Origin of the sequence: Nonlabens ponticola (genome assembly GCF_003966335.1) — a bacterium.
Taxonomy (GTDB): Bacteria; Bacteroidota; Bacteroidia; order Flavobacteriales; family Flavobacteriaceae; genus Nonlabens; species Nonlabens ponticola.
Genome location: NZ_CP034549.1, coordinates 37205 through 60972, shown reverse-complemented (window position 1 = coordinate 60972; position 23768 = coordinate 37205). Strand labels below are relative to the sequence as shown.

The 23768-nt window shown below is 41.3% G+C and carries 18 protein-coding genes and 1 tRNA gene; 13 read left to right on the top strand and 6 right to left on the bottom strand.

What is annotated here, in order from left to right; all coding sequences use genetic code 11:
* Positions 1-130: 130 nt before the first annotated feature.
* Genes secG through miaB form a run of 5 tightly spaced genes read right to left on the bottom strand, consistent with a single transcriptional unit; the run spans position 131 to position 4548 of the window.
* Positions 131-463 (bottom strand): preprotein translocase subunit SecG, encoded by a 333-nt coding sequence (secG, locus tag EJ995_RS00195; RefSeq protein WP_126444460.1) that lies wholly within the window; start codon positions 461-463, stop codon positions 131-133.
* Positions 464-1294: a hypothetical protein gene (locus EJ995_RS00190; RefSeq protein ID WP_126444458.1), complete on the bottom strand. Its 831-nt coding sequence runs from the start codon at positions 1292-1294 to the stop codon at positions 464-466.
* Positions 1288-1800, bottom strand: coding sequence for an LPS assembly lipoprotein LptE (gene lptE / locus EJ995_RS00185; protein ID WP_126444456.1), 513 nt, complete (start codon positions 1798-1800; stop codon positions 1288-1290). The genes EJ995_RS00190 and lptE overlap by 7 nt, the downstream gene beginning before the upstream one ends.
* Positions 1790-3076: a sigma-54-dependent transcriptional regulator gene (locus tag EJ995_RS00180; RefSeq protein WP_126444454.1), complete on the bottom strand. Its 1287-nt coding sequence runs from the start codon at positions 3074-3076 to the stop codon at positions 1790-1792. Before EJ995_RS00180 ends, lptE begins: the two co-directional genes overlap by 11 nt.
* Before the next feature lie 2 nt (positions 3077-3078).
* Positions 3079-4548 carry a tRNA (N6-isopentenyl adenosine(37)-C2)-methylthiotransferase MiaB gene (gene miaB, locus EJ995_RS00175; protein WP_126444452.1) on the bottom strand — a complete coding sequence of 490 codons (1470 nt, stop codon included), beginning with the start codon at positions 4546-4548 and terminating at the stop codon, positions 3079-3081.
* 442 nt (positions 4549-4990) lie between these two features.
* On the opposite strand from miaB, the gene topA reads away from it, so the two are divergent.
* The 12 genes from topA (at position 4991) to EJ995_RS00115 (ending at position 22825) form a co-directional block, all read left to right on the top strand.
* The gene (gene topA, locus EJ995_RS00170; protein ID WP_126444450.1) at positions 4991-7540 is read left to right on the top strand and encodes a type I DNA topoisomerase; all 2550 of its coding nucleotides are present in this window, start codon (positions 4991-4993) and stop codon (positions 7538-7540) included.
* A 5-nt stretch (positions 7541-7545) separates the two neighbouring features.
* Positions 7546-8706: a formimidoylglutamase gene (locus EJ995_RS00165; protein WP_126444448.1), complete on the top strand. Its 1161-nt coding sequence runs from the start codon at positions 7546-7548 to the stop codon at positions 8704-8706.
* A gap of 113 nt (positions 8707-8819) precedes the next feature.
* Entirely contained in the window at positions 8820-10187 is a 1368-nt protein-coding gene (gene porK, locus EJ995_RS00160; protein ID WP_126444446.1) for a T9SS ring complex lipoprotein PorK/GldK, read from the top strand.
* Positions 10188-10223: 36 nt separating this feature from the next.
* Positions 10224-10886 carry a type IX secretion system motor protein PorL/GldL gene (gene porL, locus EJ995_RS00155; protein ID WP_126444444.1) on the top strand — a complete coding sequence of 221 codons (663 nt, stop codon included), beginning with the start codon at positions 10224-10226 and terminating at the stop codon, positions 10884-10886.
* Between the two features lie 48 nt (positions 10887-10934).
* A complete protein-coding gene (gene porM, locus EJ995_RS00150) occupies positions 10935-12485 on the top strand; it encodes a type IX secretion system motor protein PorM/GldM (protein ID WP_126444442.1) in 1551 nt (516 codons plus the stop codon).
* A gap of 18 nt (positions 12486-12503) precedes the next feature.
* Positions 12504-13379 (top strand): type IX secretion system ring subunit PorN/GldN, encoded by an 876-nt coding sequence (porN, locus tag EJ995_RS00145; RefSeq protein WP_126444440.1) that lies wholly within the window; start codon positions 12504-12506, stop codon positions 13377-13379.
* Positions 13380-13456: 77 nt separating this feature from the next.
* The gene (locus tag EJ995_RS00140; protein ID WP_126444438.1) at positions 13457-14494 is read left to right on the top strand and encodes an NAD(P)/FAD-dependent oxidoreductase; all 1038 of its coding nucleotides are present in this window, start codon (positions 13457-13459) and stop codon (positions 14492-14494) included.
* A 392-nt stretch (positions 14495-14886) separates the two neighbouring features.
* Complete coding sequence (locus EJ995_RS00135; RefSeq protein ID WP_126444436.1) at positions 14887-16818, top strand: ABC-F family ATP-binding cassette domain-containing protein; 1932 nt, start codon at positions 14887-14889, stop codon at positions 16816-16818.
* Between the two features lie 92 nt (positions 16819-16910).
* Positions 16911-18068 (top strand): efflux RND transporter periplasmic adaptor subunit, encoded by a 1158-nt coding sequence (locus EJ995_RS00130; RefSeq protein ID WP_126444434.1) that lies wholly within the window; start codon positions 16911-16913, stop codon positions 18066-18068.
* Positions 18065-21286, top strand: a complete 3222-nt coding sequence (locus EJ995_RS00125; RefSeq protein ID WP_126444432.1) for an efflux RND transporter permease subunit — start codon at positions 18065-18067, stop codon at positions 21284-21286. Before EJ995_RS00130 ends, EJ995_RS00125 begins: the two co-directional genes overlap by 4 nt.
* A complete protein-coding gene (locus tag EJ995_RS00120) occupies positions 21273-22649 on the top strand; it encodes a TolC family protein (RefSeq protein WP_126444430.1) in 1377 nt (458 codons plus the stop codon). The genes EJ995_RS00125 and EJ995_RS00120 overlap by 14 nt, the downstream gene beginning before the upstream one ends.
* A complete protein-coding gene (locus EJ995_RS00115; protein ID WP_126444428.1) occupies positions 22646-22825 on the top strand; it encodes a CPXCG motif-containing cysteine-rich protein in 180 nt (59 codons plus the stop codon). The genes EJ995_RS00120 and EJ995_RS00115 overlap by 4 nt, the downstream gene beginning before the upstream one ends.
* 49 nt (positions 22826-22874) lie before the next feature.
* Here EJ995_RS00115 and EJ995_RS00110 read toward each other — a convergent pair whose 3' ends face one another.
* Positions 22875-23327, bottom strand: coding sequence for a ferritin-like domain-containing protein (locus tag EJ995_RS00110; RefSeq protein ID WP_126444426.1), 453 nt, complete (start codon positions 23325-23327; stop codon positions 22875-22877).
* A gap of 142 nt (positions 23328-23469) precedes the next feature.
* On the opposite strand from EJ995_RS00110, the gene EJ995_RS00105 reads away from it, so the two are divergent.
* A tRNA-Met gene (locus EJ995_RS00105) sits at positions 23470-23542 on the top strand.
* Positions 23543-23768: the final 226 nt, after the last annotated feature.

Here is a 23768-nt window from a genome sequence, read left to right as displayed (position 1 = left end):
AAATGTTTATTTGATTAATATGCTTGTGTAAGGCTATTAACGTGCCACGCCATGTTTGCTGACAAAACATCATATAAAAAAATATCCAGCTGGTATAGCTGGATATTTTGTCAGTATATGTTGAAATGTACTATTCAGTTTCTGGCAGTACGGTGTTATCGTTTGCTGGGATTACAGGAGTTTCAACGGCGCTAGGATCTGTGATTTGAATCGTGTTGCCTTGACGTTCCTTGATCAGGAAAGTACTTGCTGCAAGAATCAATAGCAACAGTGCTGTAGAAAGTACCCAAGTACTCTTGTCTAGAAAGTCTCCAGTCTTTTTTACACCACCTAATTGCTGTGTGCCACCACCTCCAAAGCTGGAAGAAAGTCCACCACCTTTAGGGTTTTGAACCATAATCACAACAACTAATAGAAAGGCTACCAGTACGATAAGGCCTAGAAATATATAAAACGTAGTCATTTAAGTATTACTTTGTAGGTTTTTGATTTCCTGAATTCGGTCTGCAAAGAAACCACTTTTTTCTGGATGCTGCAATATCAATATCTCATAGGATTTTATCGCTTTCTCATAGTTTTTTTGGGCGAGATAAACCTGTGCAAGTGTCTCAGTCATTAGTTGTTTGCTGTTGTCATTTGACAATTGCAGCGGTGTGTCACTCGTACTGGATTTACGAGGTTTGATTTTAGGTTTATCAGCTAGGAACTGATCAATCTTCTCCATTTGACGTTGGCGCAATTTCTTGCTGGTATCTACTGGCTTTGTAGCTTTTTGACCTGCAGACGATTTCTTTTTTTCTTCAGTTCGGTCAATAGGTTTGAGTTGGGTAAGTCTCAGCCACTCGGTAAAGCTATATTTTTCATTGCTGTAAAAGGTGAGCGGCTGGTCTACTATGGATTCCTTTTTTTGAAATAGGTCTACATCAATCACCTGCGTAAAATCGGTATCTGCGTTGAGGTCTGTACTTTCTATTTCTATTTCTTCGGCATCTACCTCGATAGATTCTAGATGGTCTTGACGTTTCTTGATTTGCTCGCTTATGCGATTTTGCAAAAACTCTTCACTAGTTATAAAATCAAATAAAACAGATCTATCTGCCGTATGAGCAGCTGTTGCCTGCAACTCTTTATTATATAAAGAACTGCTATTGTTGTGCAGGCATTTGAGCCGCACACTGCGAGCGGCTTGAAAATACGGATAGGATTCTATTACATGATCCAGCGATGGCAAATCATCTGCATGAACCTGTTCAGGTTGAGCAAGGACAGTATAAAGTCGATCCTTGTTTACCATTTGGCCAATGTATCATTGAACATTTCCTGCGTGATTTGTGTAAATATCACATCGAGCGCTTCTTCCAGCGCAGCTCCTTGAAGTAAGGTTGCCGCTGGATAATCATGATAAAAGCTATAACCTTTTTCAAAACTCTCATCAGGAATTTTAGTATTGGTAAACCTAAGGTTGATTCCTATAGTTAGCCTGTTTTGAGATGCTGTGTTGTTTGCAGTCGCAGTAATAGGAGAGATGTTGTATCGAGTTATTTCTCCTTGATATATGTAATCACCATTATTGGTTACTAGCGACAAGCTGCTTTGATCTTGTATAAGATCCTGTAACGCCAGTGTATAATCTCTTGCAATACCTACTTCTACCTGAGTCGCCACATTTTGAAAAAATGGAGCTTCAAAAGTCTTTACATTATCTGGAATAGAAACACCCGATAAACTATAGAAACCACAACTGTTGAGTTGAGTGGCTACCAATATTAGAAACGCAATGGTAAAACCTCTATAAGTCATATTGCTTTATTTTACGGTATAAGGTTCGTTCTGAAATTCCTAGATCATCTGCTGCTGCCTTGCGTTTGCCTTGATGTCTGGCCAGTGATTTTTTGATTAATTCTATTTCTTTATCCACTAACGATAAAGATTCTTCTTCTTCAATCTCTTGAGCAAAATCATATCGATCTGTCGTTGTTTCCACCTCGCTATGAACTGGCGTAGCAGGCTTAGGTAGCGTATCTTCTTGGCTTACTTCATAGGCCTGATCGATGACTTCTTCATAATCATAGCTATTCTCGTCCTCGCCATATAATCTGTTGATCAATTGCTTGTTCTGTTCTGGAACATCTTGATCAACACCATTTGTCATCAACTCGTTAGTCAGTTTTTTAAGATCGTTTAGATCGTTTTTCATGTCAAACAACACTTTGTAAAGTATCTCGCGCTCATTAGCAAACTCACTATCAGATTTCTTAGATGATGAATTAATGACAGCCGGTAGATTTTTGCCAGCATCTGGCAGGTAATTTTGCAAGGTGCGTGCATCAATGTCTCGATCTTTTTCTAGAACGCTTATCTGTTCTGCAATGTTGCGCAGCTGTCGTATGTTACCGCTCCAGCGATAATTGGTAAGCAGACCTACTGCTTGTTCATCCAGTCGTAATGTGGGCATCTTATATTTATTGGCAAAGTCAGACGCGAACTTGCGGAATAGTAAGTGAATATCGCCTTTGCGATCACGCAACGGAGGTAATTCAATTTCTACCGTACTCAAACGATAGTAAAGGTCTTCCCTGAACTTACCATCTTCTATCGCTTGAAACATATTGACATTAGTCGCTGCCACGATGCGGACGTCTGTTTTTTGAGTTTGCGAGGATCCTACTTTAAGGAATTCACCATTCTCTAGAACACGCAGTAATCGCACTTGGGTAGGCAACGGTAATTCACCTACTTCATCTAGAAAAATGGTACCACCATCTGCCACCTCAAAATATCCTGATCTTGTTTGAGTCGCACCTGTAAAAGCACCTTTCTCATGCCCAAAAAGCTCTGAATCAATCGTCCCATCTGGTATTGCACCACAGTTGACCGCAATATACTTTGCATGTTTGCGGAATGATTGCGAGTGAATAATCCGCGGAATGCTCTCTTTACCTACACCACTTTCACCAGTTACTAATACCGATATATCAGTAGGCGCTACCTGCAATGCCTTTTCTACCGCACGATTAAATGCTGGGTCGTTACCTATAAGTTCAAATCGTTGCTTGACCGCTTGTACACTTTCCATAATTATTGATCCAATGTTGTAGGTCCTACCATATCGCTATAACCAACAGCTTCACCTATTAAGGTTGCACTGGTACAATCTGTAATTTTCACCATTACATAATCGCCTACCTTATAATTCTCTTTAGGGAATACAGCCACATAATTTTGGGTGTTGCGACCAGCCCATTCATCGGGTGATTTCTTTGATTCCTTTTCAATAAGGCATTCAACAGTTTTACCTACAAAAAACTGAGCACGTTCATGACCCGTACGACGCTGCACCGCAATGATCTCGTTGAGTCTTCGCTTTTTCACATCTTCTGGCACATCGTCTTCCATCTTGCGTGCTGCCATGGTTCCTGGTCTTTCAGAATAGGCAAACATAAAACCGTAGTCATATTTCACATATTCCATCAGGCTTAAGGTATCCTTATGGTCTTCTTCGGTCTCAGTAGGGAAACCGGCAATCATATCTTGTGATATCGCACAATTAGGAATGATGGCGTGAACGCGATCAATAAGTCTCATGTACTCTTCACGAGTGTGAAGCCTGTTCATTTCTTTTAATATGCGATCGCTACCAGATTGTACGGGCAGGTGAATGTAATTACAAATGTTACGATGTGCGGCAATTGCGTGTAGCACATCATCGCTTATATCTTGTGGATTGCTCGTTGAGAAACGTACGCGCATATTAGGTTGCGCATTGGCCACCTTATGTAATAGCTGGGCAAAATCTACCGCGGTTGCCTTGGCCATTTTACTGGCTTTTTTAAAGTCCTTTTTGAGACCGCCACCGTACCATAAGTATGAATCTACATTTTGACCCAATAAGGTTACTTCCTTAAATCCTTTATCCCATAGATCGTTTACCTCTTCAAGTATAGAGTATGGATCGCGGCTGCGCTCGCGACCTCTGGTAAAAGGTACCACGCAAAAAGTGCACATATTATCACAACCACGAGTAATGGAAACAAATGCAGTGACACCATTAGTATTTAAACGTACCGGCGCGATATCGCCATAAGTCTCGTCTTTACTCAATATAACGTTGACCGCGTCACGTCCTTCGTCAATTTCAGTCAAAAGGTTTGGTAAATCCTTGTAGGCATCTGGCCCTACGACCATGTCCACGATTTTTTCCTCTTCCAAGAACTTGGATTTAAGACGCTCTGCCATGCAGCCCAGCACGCCAACTTTCATGTTGGGATTAGACTTGCGCTTCACGCGATTGTACTTTTCCAGTCGTTTGCGCACGGTTTGTTCTGCCTTGTCGCGTATGCTGCAAGTATTGACCAGCACAAGGTCTGCGTCCTCAAGTACATTTGTAGTATTAAATCCTTGCGTTGCCATAATGGATGCCACGACCTCACTGTCTGCAAAGTTCATCTGGCAGCCGTAACTTTCTATATAAAGCTTGCGTTTGTTCTCACTTTTGGGTGCTACGGCGACAGTAGTTCCCTGTTTTTCTTCTTCAATAATCTTTTCCATTCACGATCGATAATCAGGCTGCAAAGGTAAAATTTTTTAATAAGAGAGTGACAAAGTGGCAGCAATTTATATTTTGCTGTGATACCGCTTTCGCGAAAGTTGATTCTCCCAACAGATAGATACTATATAAAAGCAATTGTCTGTCCATCAAGGCGGTTGACAATGCGTTAGGGATTGTAGTGTAAATCCTTTATCGCCTTACTGATTATGAGTGATAGGCGATAAAGATTGCAACGTAAAGCCCGACACGAGGCGATGCTTTTTCTGCAGTGCCGAAGTGAAACGCCCATAAACTTAGCAAACTTTTTTACCGTCCTTATTATATAACTCACGACAGATGAAATCATTAACTCTAGAATCCGGCTCGTAAACCGCTGTTTAACAGCATTTTGTACTTTAAATAAAAATATCATATACCTTTGCCACCAAAATTGAGAGCTTAATGGCAAAGAATCTAGTGATAGTGGAGTCGCCTGCAAAGGCAAAGACGATTGAGAAGTTTCTAGGTAAGGATTATAAGGTGGCGTCGAGTTTTGGCCACATTGCAGACCTGCCAGCAAAGGAGCTGGGCGTAGCGGTGGATAAGGATTTTGAACCTAAATATATCGTGAGTAGCGACAAGAAGGATCTTGTCAAAAAACTCAAGAAAATGGCAGCCGAATCTGAAACGGTGTGGCTGGCTAGCGATGAGGATCGAGAAGGTGAGGCCATTGCGTGGCACCTAGCAGAACAACTAGATTTAAAGGAGGAAAATACCAAGCGCATTGTCTTTAATGCGATTACAAAAAGTGCGGTGCAACACGCCATCGATAATCCACGTACTATTGATTATGATCTTGTAAATGCACAACAAGCACGTCGCGTGCTGGATCGTATTGTTGGATATGAAATATCTCCTATATTATGGAGAAAGGTAAAGGGCGGTGCCAGTGCTGGTCGTGTACAATCCGTCGCTGTGCGATTGATCGTCGAGCGCGAGGATGAGGTGCTTAACTTTAAACCACAAGCTTCTTATAGGGTAGATGCTGTTTTTGAAACAGCAGATGGTAGCAGTTTCAAAGCAAAATTGCCGTCAAACATCAAATCAAGAAAGGCAGCCGAAGAATTTCTAGGCCTTAATAAAAAAGCCAAATTCAAAATTGCTGATCTCACTAAAAAGCCAGCAAAAAAATCGCCAGCACCACCATTTACTACATCAACATTACAGCAAGAAGCATCGCGCAAATTGTTCTTTAATGTAAGTCGTACCATGCAACTAGCACAACGATTGTATGAGGCTGGTCTCATTACCTATATGAGAACGGATAGCGTCAACCTGAGCAAGGAGGCGAAATCTAGCGCCAGTGCCGAGATTCAAAAAGCTTACGGTAAGGAATTTCACAAGGAACGCAATTATAAAGGCAAGTCAAAAGGTGCTCAAGAAGCGCACGAGGCCATACGCCCTACAGATTTTGCATTGCACAGCGCTGGCGCAGATCGTGACCAGACCAGATTGTATGAGCTTATCTGGAAACGTGCCATAGCATCCCAAATGAGTGATGCACAACTGGAGAGAACTAATGTTGTTATTGAGGCAGACACGCACGATAAAAACTTTACTGCAAACGGTGAGATCGTAAAATTTGAAGGTTTCCTAAAAGTATATCTAGAAAGCACTGATGATGAAGATCTTGAACAACAAGGATTGTTACCAGAGCTTAAAACAGGACAGTCGTTATCAAATAAAAGAATCGTCGCAACTGAACGTTTTACAAGACCACCATACAGATATACCGAGGCTTCACTAGTCAAAAAATTAGAGGAACTAGGAATAGGGCGACCATCTACTTATGCGCCAACCATTACCACCATACAGAATCGTAAGTATGTGCAAAAGGGTATCAATACCGGTGAAGAACGATCGTATGCACAATTGACACTAGCTGATGGTGAGGTACAGGAAGAAACGCTGACTGAAACTACAGGAAGCGATAAAGGGAAACTGGTACCTACTGACGTGGGTAGAGTAGTGAACGAGTTTTTAGTAGAGCATTTTGGCAATATTCTAGACTACAATTTTACCGCCAAGGTTGAAGAGTCCTTTGACAACATCGCTGAAGGAAAAGAGGAATGGAAAGACATGATGGATCATTTCTACAAAGACTTTCATCCAACTGTTACCGACGTGGCAGAAAATGCAGAGCGTGAGGTAGGTGAGCGTATCCTGGGAACTGATTCTAAAACAGGCAAGCCGATTTCCGTGCGATTGGGGCGATTTGGTCCAATGGCTCAGATAGGAACCGTCGAAGATGAAGAAAAGCCGCAGTTTGCAAGTTTATTACCATCACAATCACTTAATACAGTAACGCTAGAAGAGGTTATGGATCTCTTCAAATTACCTAGAACGGTAGGCGAGTATAATGGTCATCCTGTTGAGGTGAATCAAGGACGATTCGGCCCTTATGTTAAGTTCAATGAGAAAACATTTGTTTCTCTTGAAGATACTGATGATCCATTGACGCTAACTTTTGATCGTGCAGCAGAGTTGATCGCTCAAAAAGAAAAGGCTGATGCTCCTATATATATGTATGACGAGCAACCTGTGACTAAAGGTGTCGGACGATTTGGTCCTTATATTAAATGGGCTGGCATGTTTATATCAGTCAATAAAAAGTATGATTTTGATAACTTGACTAACGATGATATTGAGACCTTGATCAAGGACAAGATCCAGAAAGAGAAAGATAAGCTTATCGTGGATTGGGAAGATGAAGGCATACGTATTGAAAAAGCGCGTTGGGGTCGTCACAACATCATCAAAGGCAAGACCAAAGTCGAGCTGGCAAAAACGATTGATCCCTTGAAAATCACGTTAGAAAAAGCCAAGGAGATGATTGCCAAAAAGGCTCCTAAGAAAAAAGCGGCAGCCAAAAAGAAAACGGCCACCAAGAAAAAAGCTGCACCTAAAAAGAAAGCAGCTACAAAGACAAAATCAAAAGCTAAAAAGAAGTAGTCTAAATGGCGTTAGAGTATTTAACTCCAATATCTGATACGGCGGTTGCTCATGCAAAAATGCAAGATCAACAAGCCCTAGGTAACAACATTCTTCTACACAGCAATCAGGATGGTTTACCAGACTTAGATCAGATTGATATTGCGATCATAGTAGTACTAGAGAATCGTAATGACTTGAATGCGATGTCGCCTTTAAGTTCAGTAGATGCGGTGCGCACTGCGTTTTACGAATTGTTTCCAGGAAATTGGCCTACTCGCATAGTTGATTTGGGTAATGTACTTCCAGGAGAAAGTGTTACCGATACTTATTTTGTAGTTCAAAAGATCACGGAATTTTTAATAGATCAAGACATCATACCAGTCATCATTGGCGGTAGTCAAGATCTCATGTATCCCATGTATCGGTCGTTTGACTCCATCAAGAGTATGATTAATGTTGTCAATGTAGATAATTGTTTTGATCTAGGGAATATTGAGGAGTCCATTACCAGTCGCAGCTACATAGGCAAGATGGTAGCTAATGAGCCTTATAATTTATTTAATTACAGCAATTTAGGGTTTCAAACCTATTACAATTCACAGGACGAGATTGATCTTCTAGAGCGTATGTATTTTGACGCAATTAGATTGGGTGAATTGGATGCAGATATAAAATTAGCCGAACCTATTTTGCGAGATGCAGATCTCATAGGTTTTGACTTGAAAAGTGTCAAGGCAGCCGACCTACAAAATCCAAATGGAGAGCCTAATGGATTTTCTTCAGCTCAATTATGCAGTTTATCGAGATATTCTGGATTAAGTGATCGACTAAAGGCGGTAGGTTTTTTTGAACTGTTTGATGGCATTTCATTAGCAGGTAGTAAGGTCATTGCGCAGGCACTTTGGTACTTCATTGAAGGCTACTCATACCGTAGCGGTGAGTACCCAATAGACATAAATAGGGGCTTTAAAAAGTACAAAGTACCAGTAGACGACCAGACGCTTATCTTCTATGAGTCCAGTAAAACAGGGCGATGGTGGATTGAGCTGCCGTTTATCTCAAATCTCAATAATAAATTAAAGCAGTACACGTTATTACCCTGTGATAAGAATGACTACCTCATGGCAGCCGACCAAATTTTGCCAAAAAGATGGCTAAAAGCCAGGCAAAAAAATGAGGTATAATAACTATCTTGCACCTTTTAAAATTAACGTTAACAAGAGAATTATAGTTTGGTAATTAAATTCTTTACAATAGGTTTACCAGCTTGAAATTCGTTTCTAATAGGGATTTACATATGAAAAAGTTACTCATGCTCGTCGTGATGGTTGTTTTTCTTGCTAGTTGTGGTAAGGGCGATCGCGGTCAATTAGTAGGCGTAGATGGTAAAAAATGGTATCCAGAAAAACCGTATGGAATGACACTAGTTCCAGGTGGATCTTTCATTATGGGTAAGGCAGACGACGATATTGCTGCTGTGCAAAATGCTCCTGCCAAAACTGTTACAGTTTCCTCCTTTTATATGGATGAGACGGAAATAACTAATTCTGAATACCGCCAATTTACTAATTGGGTACGTGATTCTACTCTTAGAATGAGGTTAGCGATTATTGCTGATGATGAAGGTCTTACTGCTGGTAGCGGTGGCACTGGTGATTTTGCCTTTGTTGATGCCAACAATCAAAACCCAACAGTATGGGAGCAGTATGTTATTGACAATTATGTTGGTTTGGGCGAGACTGGATACGAGGGCCGCAAATTAAATTGGAGAGAAGAGCTTATCTGGGATACAGAAGATATTCCTGATGAATACTATGCTGAAGCTTACGATAGTATGTACATACCTTTTGAAGAGGCGTACAATGGTAAGAGAACAATTGATGTTGAGAAATTGATTTTTAGATATTCAGAGAAGGATTCTGAAGGTGCTGCAAGAAATCCTGATATGAGTCGCAAGGATTTTATTCAAACAAAAACGATTAATGTTTATCCAGACACTACCGTGTGGATTAGAGATTTTAATTATAGCTATAATGAACCTATGCACAATGATTACTATTATCATGAGGCATACAGTGATTATCCTGTTGTTGGAGTCAATTGGGAGCAAGCAAAGGCGTTTGCTCAATGGAGAACGTTGTATCACAATGGTTATGTGAGAAAACAAAAAGGCCGTGATGATGTTTTTGAATACAGATTGCCTAGTGAGGCAGAATGGGAATACGCCGCTCGCGGTGGTCTAGAAAGTGCAACTTATCCATGGGGTGGTCCTTATGCAAAAAATGACCGTGGTTGTTTTTTAGCTAACTTCAAGCCATTGCGTGGAGATTACGCTGCTGATCAAGCATTGTATACGGTCGAGGCAGATTCTTATGAGCCTAACGATTACAATCTTTACAATATGTCTGGTAACGTGGCAGAATGGGTGAACTCATCCTACGAGCCAGGAGCGTATGAGTATATGAGTTCAATGAACCCTGTGGTTAACGACGCTAACAATCGCCGTAAAGGCGTGCGCGGTGGATCGTGGAAAGACGTTTCGTATTTTTTACAAGTAGGTACTCGCGATTATGAGTATCAAGATTCAGCAAGGAGTTATATTGGTTTCCGTACCGTACAATCTTATGTCGGTACAGACGTGACGCTCAACGCGTCAACTAGATAAGTTTATTCAACATTTAATAATAAAGTACCCTAACACATGGCACAATCTAAAGGAACAAAGAAATTATTTAACATGGCTTATGGCCTAGGAGCAGCAATTGTAATCGTTGGAGCTCTATTTAAAATTCTACACTGGGAACTTCCTTTAGGATTTTATACTCTTACTGGTGGTGACCTTTTAGCAATTGGTCTTCTCACCGAGGCTGCGATTTTTGCGATTTCTGCGTTTGAACCAGTTGATGATGATCTAGATTGGTCACTAGTTTATCCAGAGCTTGCTGGTGGTACCGCTTCCGCGAAAGCGAAAAATCAATTACAGGAAACTGCAGAGGCAGAGAGTATGCTATCTAAAAAGCTGGATGAAATGCTTAAAGAAGCAAAAGTAGATGCTGCACTAATGGAGAGTCTAGGAACAAGCATCAGAAGCTTTGAAGGTGCTGCCAAAGGAATGGCACCGACGGCTGAAGCAATGTCTTCCACTAAGAAATACTCTGAGGAAATGGCACTTGCCGCAGCACAAATGGAATCATTAAATAGTCTATATAAGGTTCAAGTAGAAAGCACCGCTCGTCAGGCAGAAGTTAACCAAGAGGTTGCTAACAACGCTGCTAGACTTAAGGACCAAATGGAAGGTCTTGCCAATAATTTGAGTAGTCTTAATGGCGTGTATGGAAACATGCTAGGAGCAATGAAAGGATAATTAGTTCTTCATTTCAATTAATTAAAAACAACCAATTAGACTACAATTATGGCAGGAGGACAAGGCCCAAGGCAAAAGATGATTAACCTAATGTATTTGGTTTTTATCGCGATGCTGGCCCTTAATATGAGTAAAGAGGTTCTTACGGCTTTCGGTATTATTGAAGAAAGTGTTGCAGAGAATAATGCTACCCTAGAGACTCGTAATGAGGCTTCTCTAGCTCAACTAGAGCAAAAAGCGCAGGAACAACCAGAACAGTTCAAAGAAGCCGTTGCATCTGCCGAGCAGGTTTCTGAAGTTTCTAATCGATTTGATGAATACCTAGCTTCTCTCAAAAGCGGGATGATGGAATCTATTCCAGAAGAAGACCGAGGTGATTTTCAGACTCAGGATAAAACCGATTATTTAGATTCTAAATTATTTAGCGGTGATGGTTTGTCACCAGATGGACAGGAGTTTTTGTCTCAAATGGATGCATATCGTACCGGCATGTTAGATGCGTTACCTGAAGAAGGATACGATCAATTGAGAACTGAGATCAAGGAGAAATTCGACACAAGTGATGTTCCTTCAGAGATGGATGATCCAGATAGTGAAAAGATTAACTATTTGAGATATCACTATGAAGGTTATCCACTGATTGCTTCAAAAGCAAAGTTGACACAAATGCAGAATGATGTCAAGAATGCTCAAGCGGATGTTTTAGGTCAATTGCTACAAGGTGAGTTGATCGAGATCGCGTCCATGAACAATTATCAAACTATTGTTAGTTTAGATAAAGGAGCTTTCTTTAATGGAGAAACTGTTACAGGTGAAGTAGTGTTGGGTCGTTACGACTCTAACCTGAAACCAAGTAAAGTAATTATCAATGGCTCTGAAGTTCCTGCAAGTCAGATTAAAAATGGTGCAGTTCAGTTGAGCTTTGGTGCTGGATCAGTAGGAGACAAGACGATCAGTGGTGAGATGCAATTTATGGAAGGCGATTCTACGATAGTAATTCCTATTAACCAAAAATACTCTGTAATAGGAAAGCCGAACAGTGCAACTATTAGTGCAGACAAAATGAACGTGGTATATAGAGGTGTTGATAATCCTATGACCATATCCTTTGCAGGTGTTCCTAATAACAGAGTTAAGGCAAGTGCGCCAGGTTTGAGTTCACGTGGTGGAGCTAGTTATAATATGAAACCAAGTTCAGGAGCAACAGTGGATATCAATGTCACAGGTACACTAGAAACCGGCGAGACAGTACGTGATTCAAAAACCTTCCGTATTAAAGGATTGCCTAATCCTACGGGTATGATTTCAGGAGAATTTGATGGTGTGCGTAAAAATCGTGCAAACCTTGCAATATCTACCGTATCATCAGAGTTCTTAGACTTTGACTTTGATCTTACTCCACGAGTAACTCAATTTATTTTCAAAGTACCTGGTGTGCCAGGTGTAAAGGTTTCTGGTAATAAATTGAATGCAGCGGCTAAGGCTGCACTAGCAAGAGCACCTCAAGGAGCTATAGTACAAATTGCACAGATCAAGTCAACAGTGCCAGGGCAGCAGTTAAAGTCAACGACTCCTGTTTCTATTGAGTTGACAGACTAATTATTGAAAAAAGAAATTATGAATAAAGTCCTCTTATTGCTTGTCGCTGTGTTTATCACAGGAAGCTTGCAAGCACAGAACAATATTCTCAATGCAAAATCACCGGACGAGATAGGTGAGAAAACGCTAGAGCAATTAATTAACGATAATGATGAGCCTTTACCTTACGGTTTTGTAGGTGATCGGGACATATTGTGGCAGCGCAATGTTTGGGAATCTATTGATCTGGACGAGCGTATGAACTTCCCATTGTACTATCCTGTGGATACCAACTTTGTAGGTGGTAATCGTAGATCGTTGTTTCATGTATTGACCAAAGCAGCTCGTGAAGGACAAATCGAATTATACAGAGATTCTTACTTCAATACTAAGGCAAATTTCCAAGACCTAGGTAGCAGTTTACGTCGCGTGGATACATCAGATGCTGGTATTGAAATTTATAATCAAACCGGTAGTGTTCCTGCTGAGTATATCACAACCACCACCATCAACGCTAACATGGTAGATGAGTACCGCATACGTGGTGTTTGGTATTTTGACACGCGTCAAGCGGAACTAAAGTATCGTTTGATAGGTATAGCGCCAGTAACGCCAGATGTAAATTTCTTAGAAGATAAGACTGGGGTAGAGTTGTTCTGGGTGTTCTATCCAGACGCACGCAACATTTTACACGAGGCAAAATCCTTCAATTCGCAAAACTCAGCACGGCCAATATCCTTTGATCATTTGTTGAACTCTAGAAGGTTTAACGCTGTGATCTATAAGATTGACAATGTACAAGGCGATAGGGATATCGACTCTTACATTGCAGATAATTCCATGATGCAGCTTTTAGAATCTCAAAGATTGCAAGAGATTATCCGCAATTTTGAAATTGATATGTGGAATTATTAATAGCATATAACTTCTCAAAAAAGCTCTGTGAAAACAGAGCTTTTTTTATGTCCTGAGTTTTAAACTAGCTTTGAATTATGAAAGATGCAATAATTGTTGGTGGTGGTATTTCAGGCTGTGTACTGGCATGGACATGGTATTTGCAAGGCAAGGAATTTGTCTGGTATCTTGATGATAAAAAAGGGTCCAGCCATGTAGCCGCAGGCGTATATAATCCTGTTGTTCTCAAAAGATTTTCACCTGTTTGGCAAGCAGCCGATCAACTCAATGTTCTGCAATCTTTTTACCCACAAATCGAAAAGCTCTTAGGGATTAAAGTATCTCATCCCATAGAGATATGGAGACGATTACATGATGAAGCTGAAATTAAAACTTGGAAGCGCAAGTCCCAGAGAGAAGATCTAAATGCTTTTATGAGTAATGATGTTTTTGCAGGGGAAATGGCTGGTGTTTTTGCTCCTTATGGATTTGGTAAGGTGCTACAATCTGGATGGCTGGACGTGAATGTATTTATTGAAAAAAGTTTACTGTTTTTTACGGAGCACCAAAAGGTTAGGCTAGAGGAACTGATGCCTGGTAAATTACAATACGATGTAAATTCAGTCAGCTACAATGGTGCAGTAGCACATAGCATTATTTGGGCTCAAGGTTATGCTGCTATCAACAATCCAGAGACTTCGCAGTTACCTATGCAAGGCAACAAAGGCGAGTTGCTGTTAATTCGTTGTACAGGTTTAAAGCTGGATAGTATCATCAAGTCCTCTGTATTTTTAATGCCGTACACTGATGACCTGTTTTGGGTAGGTGCGACTTATGATCGAGATGATTTAAGTAAGCAAACTACCACTCACGCTAGAGAATGGCTGGAAGCTAGGCTGCAACAATTCTTAAAATTACCGTATGAAGTTGTGGAGCATAAAACAGGTATACGACCTACTACTGTTGATAGAAGACCTTTTTTAGGTTCGTTGCAACAGCAGCAATCTTATGTATTCAACGGGATGGGAAGCAGGGCTTCCCTTGTCGCACCTTGGGCAGCGCAATTACTGTTCAATCATATTTATAATCATGAATCGCTACCATTAGAAATGGATATAGCAAGATTCAATAATTAATTACTTGCATCTTTAGCTCATTGGTAACGGACTACATACATCCATAAATTATGCTACGAGCGTATTCTTGCAGGTTTCATAACGGTGAGCCCAGTAACGACATTAAAGAATGTTGACTATCGATCCAAGTCAGTGAAGAAGTAAGAGATGAGAAACATAGATCTATGGAAAAGGCACGATTTGATCCTGTATTTTGTGTTGAGATTAGAACGACGCACGCGCTTTTTTCCGTCAAACGGTAGTTGAAATAATGTGTATTCGCATTTAGCGATTCCTGACGGCACACAGGACATAATTACTTCATAATGCTTTATAATTTGACGCCTTTTGGCATGTTTAAATTTTAGAGTTAACTGCGATAGCCGCATCTTTGCAAGGTTACAAAAATCGCTATGCTCAATATTCATGATTTGCACGTCAGCTTTGGCGGCGAGCCACTTTTTGAAGAAATAACCTTCAGACTTAACGCAGGTAATCGCGTGGGTTTGATAGGTAAAAACGGCGCTGGTAAATCCACCATGCTCAAGGTCATCGCTGGTGATATACCGGCAGATCAAGGTTCGCTGGCTATTGAAAAAGAGGTAAGCATTGGTTTCCTGCGTCAGGACATAGATTTTGAACAAGGACGCACAGTTCTAGAAGAGGCGTATACCGCTTTCGCGAAAGCGAGATCCCTAGAAACCCAAATGGAAGAGATCAATCATCAATTAGCTACACGAACAGATTACGAGAGTGATAGCTACATGCAGCTTATCCAAGATATAGGAGACATCACGCATGAATATGAAATTATAGGCGGTTACCTATACAAAGGTGAAACGGAGAAAATTTTAAAAGGTCTAGCTTTTAAACCAGAGCAGTTTGATAAGTTGACTGATGAGCTTTCTGGCGGCTGGCGCATGAGGATTGAACTAGCAAAACTTCTACTAGAAAAACATGACATCCTACTGTTGGATGAGCCTACCAATCACCTTGACATTGATTCCATACTTTGGCTGGAGCAATTTTTACAATCGTATCCAGGCGCTGTGGTGATTGTAAGTCACGATAAGATGTTCCTTGATAATGTTACTAATAGAACGATCGAGATAAGTCTGGGACGCATCTATGATTACCCTAAACCCTATACGAAGTTTCTAGAATTGCGTGCTGAGATGCGCGAGCAACAGGCTGCAACCGCCAAGAATCAACAAAAAGAAATTGAGCGAACAGAAAAGCTAATAGAAAAGTTCAAGGCCAAAGCCAGCAAAGCCACCATGGCGCAATCACTGGTCAAGAAATTGAACCGAATGGATGTGGTAGAGGTTGATCAGGTTGATAATGCAGCCATGAATATCAACTTTACCAAGTCTGTACAGCCAGGAAAGGTTGTTCTGGAGATTGAAGACGTCCACAAATCCTATGCAGATAAAAACGTACTGCGCGGTGTTAACCTCATGATTGAGCGAGGCAGCCGCGTTGCCTTTGTAGGTCAAAATGGTATGGGAAAATCAACCCTTGCCAAAATCATTGTAGGCGATGTCAAGAATGAGAAGGGAAATGTGAACCTAGGTCACAATGTCCAGCTGGGATACTTTGCACAAAATCAGGCAGAATATCTAGACGGCGAGAAAACCATACTCGACACCATGCTGGATGCCGCCGATGATACCAATAGGATCAAGGTACGCGATATGTTGGGTTCGTTCCTGTTTAGAGGTGATGAAGTAGAGAAAAAGGTTAAGGTATTGAGCGGTGGTGAGCGCAATCGATTGGCGCTTTGTAAACTGTTGTTGCAGCCATTTAACGTCTTAATCATGGATGAGCCTACCAACCACCTGGACATTCAATCAAAGAATGTATTGAAACAAGCGCTCATCAAATTTGATGGTACGCTCATCGTGGTATCACACGATCGTGAGTTCCTTCAGGGCTTGACAGATGTGGTTCATGAATTTAGAGATCATCAGTTATTTCAGTTTTTGGGTGATATAGATTTTTACCTAGAGCAACGCAAGGCTCGTGACATGAGAGAGATAGAAAAGAGCAGTAAGGATGATGGGAGCAAGCTTTCGCGAAAGCAAAATAGCAACGACAGCAAACCATCCTATGAAGACCAGAAAAAGCTCAAATCGCTCAACAATCGCTTGTCAAATGCAGAATCTGAAATCAATAAACTGGAGCGTCACCTAGAGAAAAAGGACGCCGAGCTAGCTGCAGATTATGATGCAGTGAGTGCCAATCCACTATTTTTTGATCAGTATAACAAGAAGAAAAAAGAGCTTGACGTGTGGATGTCAAAATGGGAAGCGATAAGCGAGGAGCTGGACGCCATAAACCAATAGCCAGCGAGCATAGCTTTAAGAATTCTTTAAGACAGCGCGTTCAATCCTAGCCTAGCTTTGTAAGTATACCAGCCACTAATTTAATTACTTACATGCGCAAGACTGTACTATCCATTGTAGGCGTTGTTCTCGTTATTGCCGCCGTAGCAGCCGCATATTTTATCGTTGAAAGCAAGGAAAAGCCCCAATCAAAAGTCAAGGAAGAGATCAAAATTGTTGAGACCGATACGGTACAAAATTCAACGGTGCCCATCATTATCCCGGCAAATGGTAATTTGACTGCAAAGCGCAGAGTTGAGCTATTCTCTGAAGTGACTGGCGTTTTTAGGCCGGTCAATAAGCTTTTTAGAACAGGTCAAGCTTATAGCGCTGGTGAGGCCATGATACGTATTGACAATACGGAGTTCTATGCACAGGTGCAAAGTTCGCGCACATCCTTGTATAATCAGATCGCCGCAATCATGGCAGATTTGCGATTGGATTATCCAGAGTCATTCTCGCAATGGCAATCATATCTTGATAATTGGAATCTCAATAACTCAACACCAGCATTACCGCAACCAGTTAATGATCGTGAGAAATATTTTATTACCAACAGCGGTATCAATGCCACTTATTACAATATCAAAAACCTAGAGAGGCGATTGGGCAAGTTTGTAATGACAGCGCCTTTCACGGGTGTACTTACAGAGGCCATGGTGACTGAAGGTACGCTAGTGCGCAACGGCCAGCAGTTGGGTGAATTTATCGCTACAGGAACTTATGAATTGCAGGTAGCGATAAGCGGTGAGTTTGCAGATCTCCTGCAGGTAGGTGAGACTGTAATGCTAGAGAATACAAGCGGTACGCAAACCTATGTAGGTAAAGTAACTAGAGTCAATGCCAAAATTGATCCATCATCACAAACCATTACAACGGTAATCGAGGTAAGTCATCCAGACCTGAAACAAGGTATGTATGTCAAGGCTAGGTTAAACGTACAACAAATTGAGAATGCGGTAGAGCTAGATCGTAGTTTACTGCAGCAAGGCAATTCAATATTTACGGTAGTAGATGGCAGGTTGGATCTAGTCAAGATCGATCCAGTTTTTTATACGGATGAAACGGTTGTGATTAAAGGACTAGATGACAACACGGTGATTATTAATAAAGTATTGTCAGGCGCTTACCAGGACATGAAAGTTCAGACGCAGGAACAGGCCACCAGGAAGAAGACTCAGGATTCCATAGCACAGGCGAGAGAATCATGAGAAATGTCATAGCATACTTTATAAAGCACAGCATCGCGGTGAACATCGTGATTTTTGCATTTATCATTTTTGGGATCGTCGGCGCTTTGTCACTTAAGTCTTCATTTTTCCCATTGGTTGACTCTAAGGTCATTCTAATTAATGTAATTTATCCAGGAGCATCACCACAAGAGATTGAAGAAGGCGTTGTTCTCAAGATTGAGGATAACCTCGAGGGAATAGAAGGAATTGACCGCGTGACATCTGCATCGCGAGAAAATAGCGGTACAATTACCGTTGAGATTATCAAAGGCTACGACATTGACTTCATGCTGCTAGAGGTCAAGAATGCAGTGGATCGCGTACCATCGTTCCCGATAGGTATGGAACCGCTGGTGGTAGCAAAGCAGGAAGAGAGCAGGCCTACTATCACCTTTGCATTAAGTGGTTCTAACGTACCGCTCAAGACACTTAAGGATATCTCTAGAGATATTGAGAACGATTTGCGAGGTATTGAAGGAATTTCGCAAATCACCATTTCAGGTTTTCCTGAAGAAGAGATTGAGATCGCCGTTAATGAAAATAGCCTGCTCGCTTACAATGTCACTTTTACAGAGGTTGCCGCAGCCGTGAGTAATTCCAATATTCTGGTCACAGGTGGTAACATCAAGACTGATGTTGAAGAATATTTGATACGTGCTAATGGTAGATCCTACTACGGTGATGAACTTAATTACACGCCTGTAAGGACCAGAGCAGATGGGACTCAAATATTGCTCAAGGATGTTGCTATTGTCAGAGATCGATTTTCTGAAACTCCCAATAGTACAGAGTATAATGATGAAGTTGCAGTAACGCTCACCATCACCAGCACAAATGCCGAAGATCTCATTGATAGCGCAGATAAGACTAAGGAGTACATCGAGAACTTCAATAAGAGATACAGCAACGTGCAGCTTAATGTTGTTAGCGATCAATCCAAAGTATTGAACCAACGTACCGCATTACTTACTGAAAATGCGATTATCGGTATGTTATTAGTATTGGTTTTCCTATCGGTGTTTTTAAATACTAGATTGGCATTTTGGGTAGCATTCGGTTTGCCCATTGCGTTTTTGGGAATGTTCATTTTTGCGGGACAGTTTGATGTGACGATCAATGTACTATCGTTATTCGGTATGATCATCGTGATAGGTATACTGGTAGATGATGGTATCGTGATTGCAGAAAATATCTACCAGCATTATGAGGATGGCAAATCACCTATAGACGCTGCGGTAGAAGGAACGATGGAAGTGATTCCGCCTATCATGTCTGCTATTATCACCACCATATTGGCATTTTCGACGTTCTTATTTCTGGATGGTCGTATAGGCGAGTTTTTTAGCGAGGTAAGCGTTATAGTTATTTTGACATTGGTAGTCTCTTTGGTCGAGGCACTAATCATTTTACCAGCACACTTGGCGCATTCTAAAGCGCTAAAACATCAAGAGGATAGATCTGAAAAACCTAAAAAAGGTATAGGTAAGTTGTTTGCCAAAATGCGATCGGTCAACGAGTATGGCGACCGCGCTATGAACTGGATGCGTGATAACGTTTACGCGCCAGCGCTCAAATTTACCATTGATTTTAAGGTGTTGGTGTTTTCGTTTTTTTTGGTAGCCTTCATTCTCACACTAGGCTCCATCAATGGTGGGATCATAGGTGTGACGCTGTTCCCACAAATCTCGAGCGATCGGGTTTCTGTAACATTAGAAATGCCTAACGGCACATCAGAAAGGATTACCGATTCTATCATTACTCACATAGAAAGCAAGGCCAAAATCGTCAATCAAGAACTCACTAAGGAGTACCTACAAGATTATCCAGATTCTGTAAAGCTTTTCGAGAATATCATTACCTCTCAAACCTCGTCATCGTCGGCAAACCTATCCATCAATTTACTGCCCGGTGAGGAACGGCCGCAATCCCTCAAATCCAGTATCGTTTCCAATAGATTGCGAGAGCTGGTAGGTGATATACCTAGTGCAGAGCGTTTAATATTTGGTTCTGGTGGTAACTTTGGTGGTAGTCCAGTGGCAGTTTCCTTGTTAAGTAACAATATCGATGAGCTCAAAGCCGCTACAGCAGAATTTAAAGCTGAGCTCCAATCAAATCCATTACTCAAGGATATTACAGATAATGATCCAGCAGGTATTAAAGAAATAAAGCTGGAGCTCAAAGAGAACGCCTATGCGTTGGGTCTCAACCTGCAACAGGTCATGAGTCAGGTGAGAGCGGCATTTTTTGGGCGTGAGGCACAACGTTTCCAGCGTGGTCAAGACGAGATACGTGTCTGGGTACGATACGATCGCGATAACAGGAATAGTATCAAAGATCTTGATGAATTGCGCATCACCACGCCAGATGGATCGCTGGTACCATTACGTGATATTGCAGATTATCAGATTGAACGTGGTGAGGTAGTCATTAACCACCTAGAAGGTCGTCGAGAGATTCAGGTAACCGCAGATCTTGTAGACCCTAATCAAAGCACGACAGATATCTTGACAAATATTCGAGAGAATATAGTTCCAGAATTACAAAAAAAGTACCCGACAATATCGCCCAATTATTTATCGGGACAGGCACGTGAGGCAAACAAGATCAGCGAGAGCGCATCGGTTGTTTTCCCGATGGTGCTGGTACTCATTTACTTTGTGATCGCGTTTACCTTTCGCAGTGCTACGCAGCCTATCATGTTGATCTTGCTCATTCCATTTAGTTTGATTGCAGTAGGTTGGGGACATTGGATTCACGGTTTCCCGGTAAATATATTGTCGATGCTGGGTATCATTGCCCTTATTGGTATCATGGTCAATGACGGTCTTGTGCTTATAGGCAAGTTCAACACCTTGCTTAAAAGCGGTCTTGAGTTTGACGAGGCGCTATATGAAGCTGGTAAGAGCAGGTTTAGGGCTATTTTCCTGACCTCACTTACAACTATTGCAGGTCTGGCGCCGCTGTTGTTGGAAACAAGCAGGCAGGCACAATTTCTCAAACCTATGGCGATATCGATATCCTACGGTATTGGCTTGGCAACGCTACTTACATTATTGTTGTTGCCGCTCTTTTTGTCCTTTGGTAACAATGCTCAGGTATGGCTCACGTGGCTTTGGACAGGCGAGAAACCCGATAAGAGAAAAGTTACCACGGCCTATCAAGAAAAGCATAACGATACGGAATATGAAGAAGAATAAAAGCTTGTTATATGTAAAGTTGCTGGTCTTGGTTTTTGCTTTCGCGAAAGCGGAATCCCAACAATCCAACGTACCACTGCTCACACGGCAGATGGCTCTAGATAGCATGTTGCAAAATAATTACGGGATCATCGTGGCACGCAATCAAGTCGAGATCGCCGATAATAATGCAGGGCTTCTCAACTCTGGATACCTACCAACCTTACAGGGCACCGCAAATGCAGAATATCAATTGAGTGATAACAGAACCGATTTTGGTGGTGCAGAGAATCAACAAGGCGAGCCACGAGAACCTTTTGTACAAAATGATGCAGAAACGAGAAGTTACAGTGCGGCTATCAATGCAAATTATCTATTATTTGATGGATTGGGCCGATACTACAATTTCAAAATTTTACAAGAGCAGTATGAATTGAGTCAACTGCAAGTGCGTTCTACCATTGAAACCACAGGTGTGCAATTGATGAGCGTGTATTTGCAAATAGCGCGTTTAAAGGAAAACCTTGCAACTTTTGAGCAAAGTCTTGAGATTAATAAACAGCGCGAGACAAGGGCACAGTATCAATTTGAATATGGACAGGTAAACAAACTAGAGGTACTTAATGCACGCGTAGATATTAATACAGATAGTATCAATATTCTCAATACTAGACAACAGCTGCGCAATACAAAACGCGATTTGAACTTATTGCTCAATCGCGATTTCAATCAACAATTTACAGTCGATACCACGGTGACACTACAAAATCTATTGGTAATCGATTCCTTTGTGGAACAGGCACAAGAGAATAATGTACGACTCTTACAAGCAGAACAGAATGTTACCATAAGCGATTATGACATTAAGGTGGCTCGCTCGTTATTGCTGCCGCGTATAGGATTGACAGGTTCCTATGGTTGGAACCGTAGGGAAAATCCTGGTAGTGCATTCTTTCCTGATGCTACAACTACTAACACTAGCAAAACCCTAGCTGTAGGCGCAAATCTGACATGGGATATTTTTGACGGCGGTAGATCTATCAACAGTATACGCAACGCGATGATAAATCTAGATAATGAGCAATTGCTTAAAAAGCAAACCATCGATGAGGTGACAAGAGATGTACTCAACGCTCGAGGTAATTATGCAAATGCTTTGAGAATTTTTGAAATGCAGGAGCAAAATCTAGTGACCAACACAGATAACTTTAATCGTACGCAAGAACGATTTAAATTGGGTCAGGCAACTTCTATTGAATTCAGGCAGGCGCAACTCAATCTCATAAATGCGCAGACCACAAAAACCCTGGCTAAATATGACGCCAAATTAGCGGAATATCAATTGTTGCAGCTCACTGGGCAGTTTTTAAACGTAAGCCTATGATTGAGCACTTTTTCTCTTGCCCACACTGCTGGCAGCAAATATCTATGTTGCTGGATCCAGCGTATAGTCAGACCTATGTAGAAGATTGTGAGGTCTGTTGCAATCCAATTGAGTTATCAGTAGCTTTTGAAGATGGCGAGTTGGTAAGTTTTGAGGCTAGAGAAATAGGTCAATAAAAAAACCAGACGCGAGTCTGGTTTTGTTTTGACATTTCAATGATGTGATTTAGTCATTTGAATTTTCAACGATATCTTCTATGCGCTTGATTGAATTAATCGTTGCAGATATTTCATCCTTTTGCGCCTGTAGGATACTTACTACCGTTGGTGGCAGGTGAGAGGCATCATTTAATACATCCTCATATTCCTCAACCGCGGCTTTCTCGCCTCGTATGCATTCTTCAAGAACAATCTCATCCTTTTCACTGCTCAACGCCGCTTTAATATTAGTCCAGCTGCGGTGTAAGTCACCGGTCATGCTGCCGTCCAGCTCTGGTTCTTTATTCATACCTTTCATCTCGCCTGTAATAGCGGCTGCATATTCGGTACGACGCGCGCCCTGATGTGCTAACCAGTTTTTGACATTGGGATCTTTTGCCATTTCAGCTGCATTGGCATAACCTCGTTGTGCATCATAGGTCTTTTCTAATAAGGCATTTAATTTTTCTTGCGTATCCATGATTTTTTGTTTGAAGATAAAATGAAAGAGATTGCAAAATCTTAATAACCTGTCATTTGAGACATGTTTAACGCTAGGACGAGAATATTTAGTGATCCATGCTTTGTGCATCTAGAAATAGTTGTATATTTGCCGTCCATATCGCGGGATAGAGCAGTAGGTAGCTCGTCGGGCTCATAACCCGAAGGTCACTGGTTCGAGTCCAGTTCCCGCTACTAAGCAAGCCTTTCAGGAAACTGAAAGGCTTTTTTTATTGCTAGAACTTGACGAGCATTCAACGCGATAATTTTGCTTTATCCTATACATCTACGCTTCTGTTTTTTTATCAATCACTTAATCTCTATGCGTCACTTTATCTGGCCATACACTGATTATTAGAGAGCCTTAATCTTTGTTAAGGGTTAAATCATAATCTTACGGTCGCGGCATTATGCGCAAAAA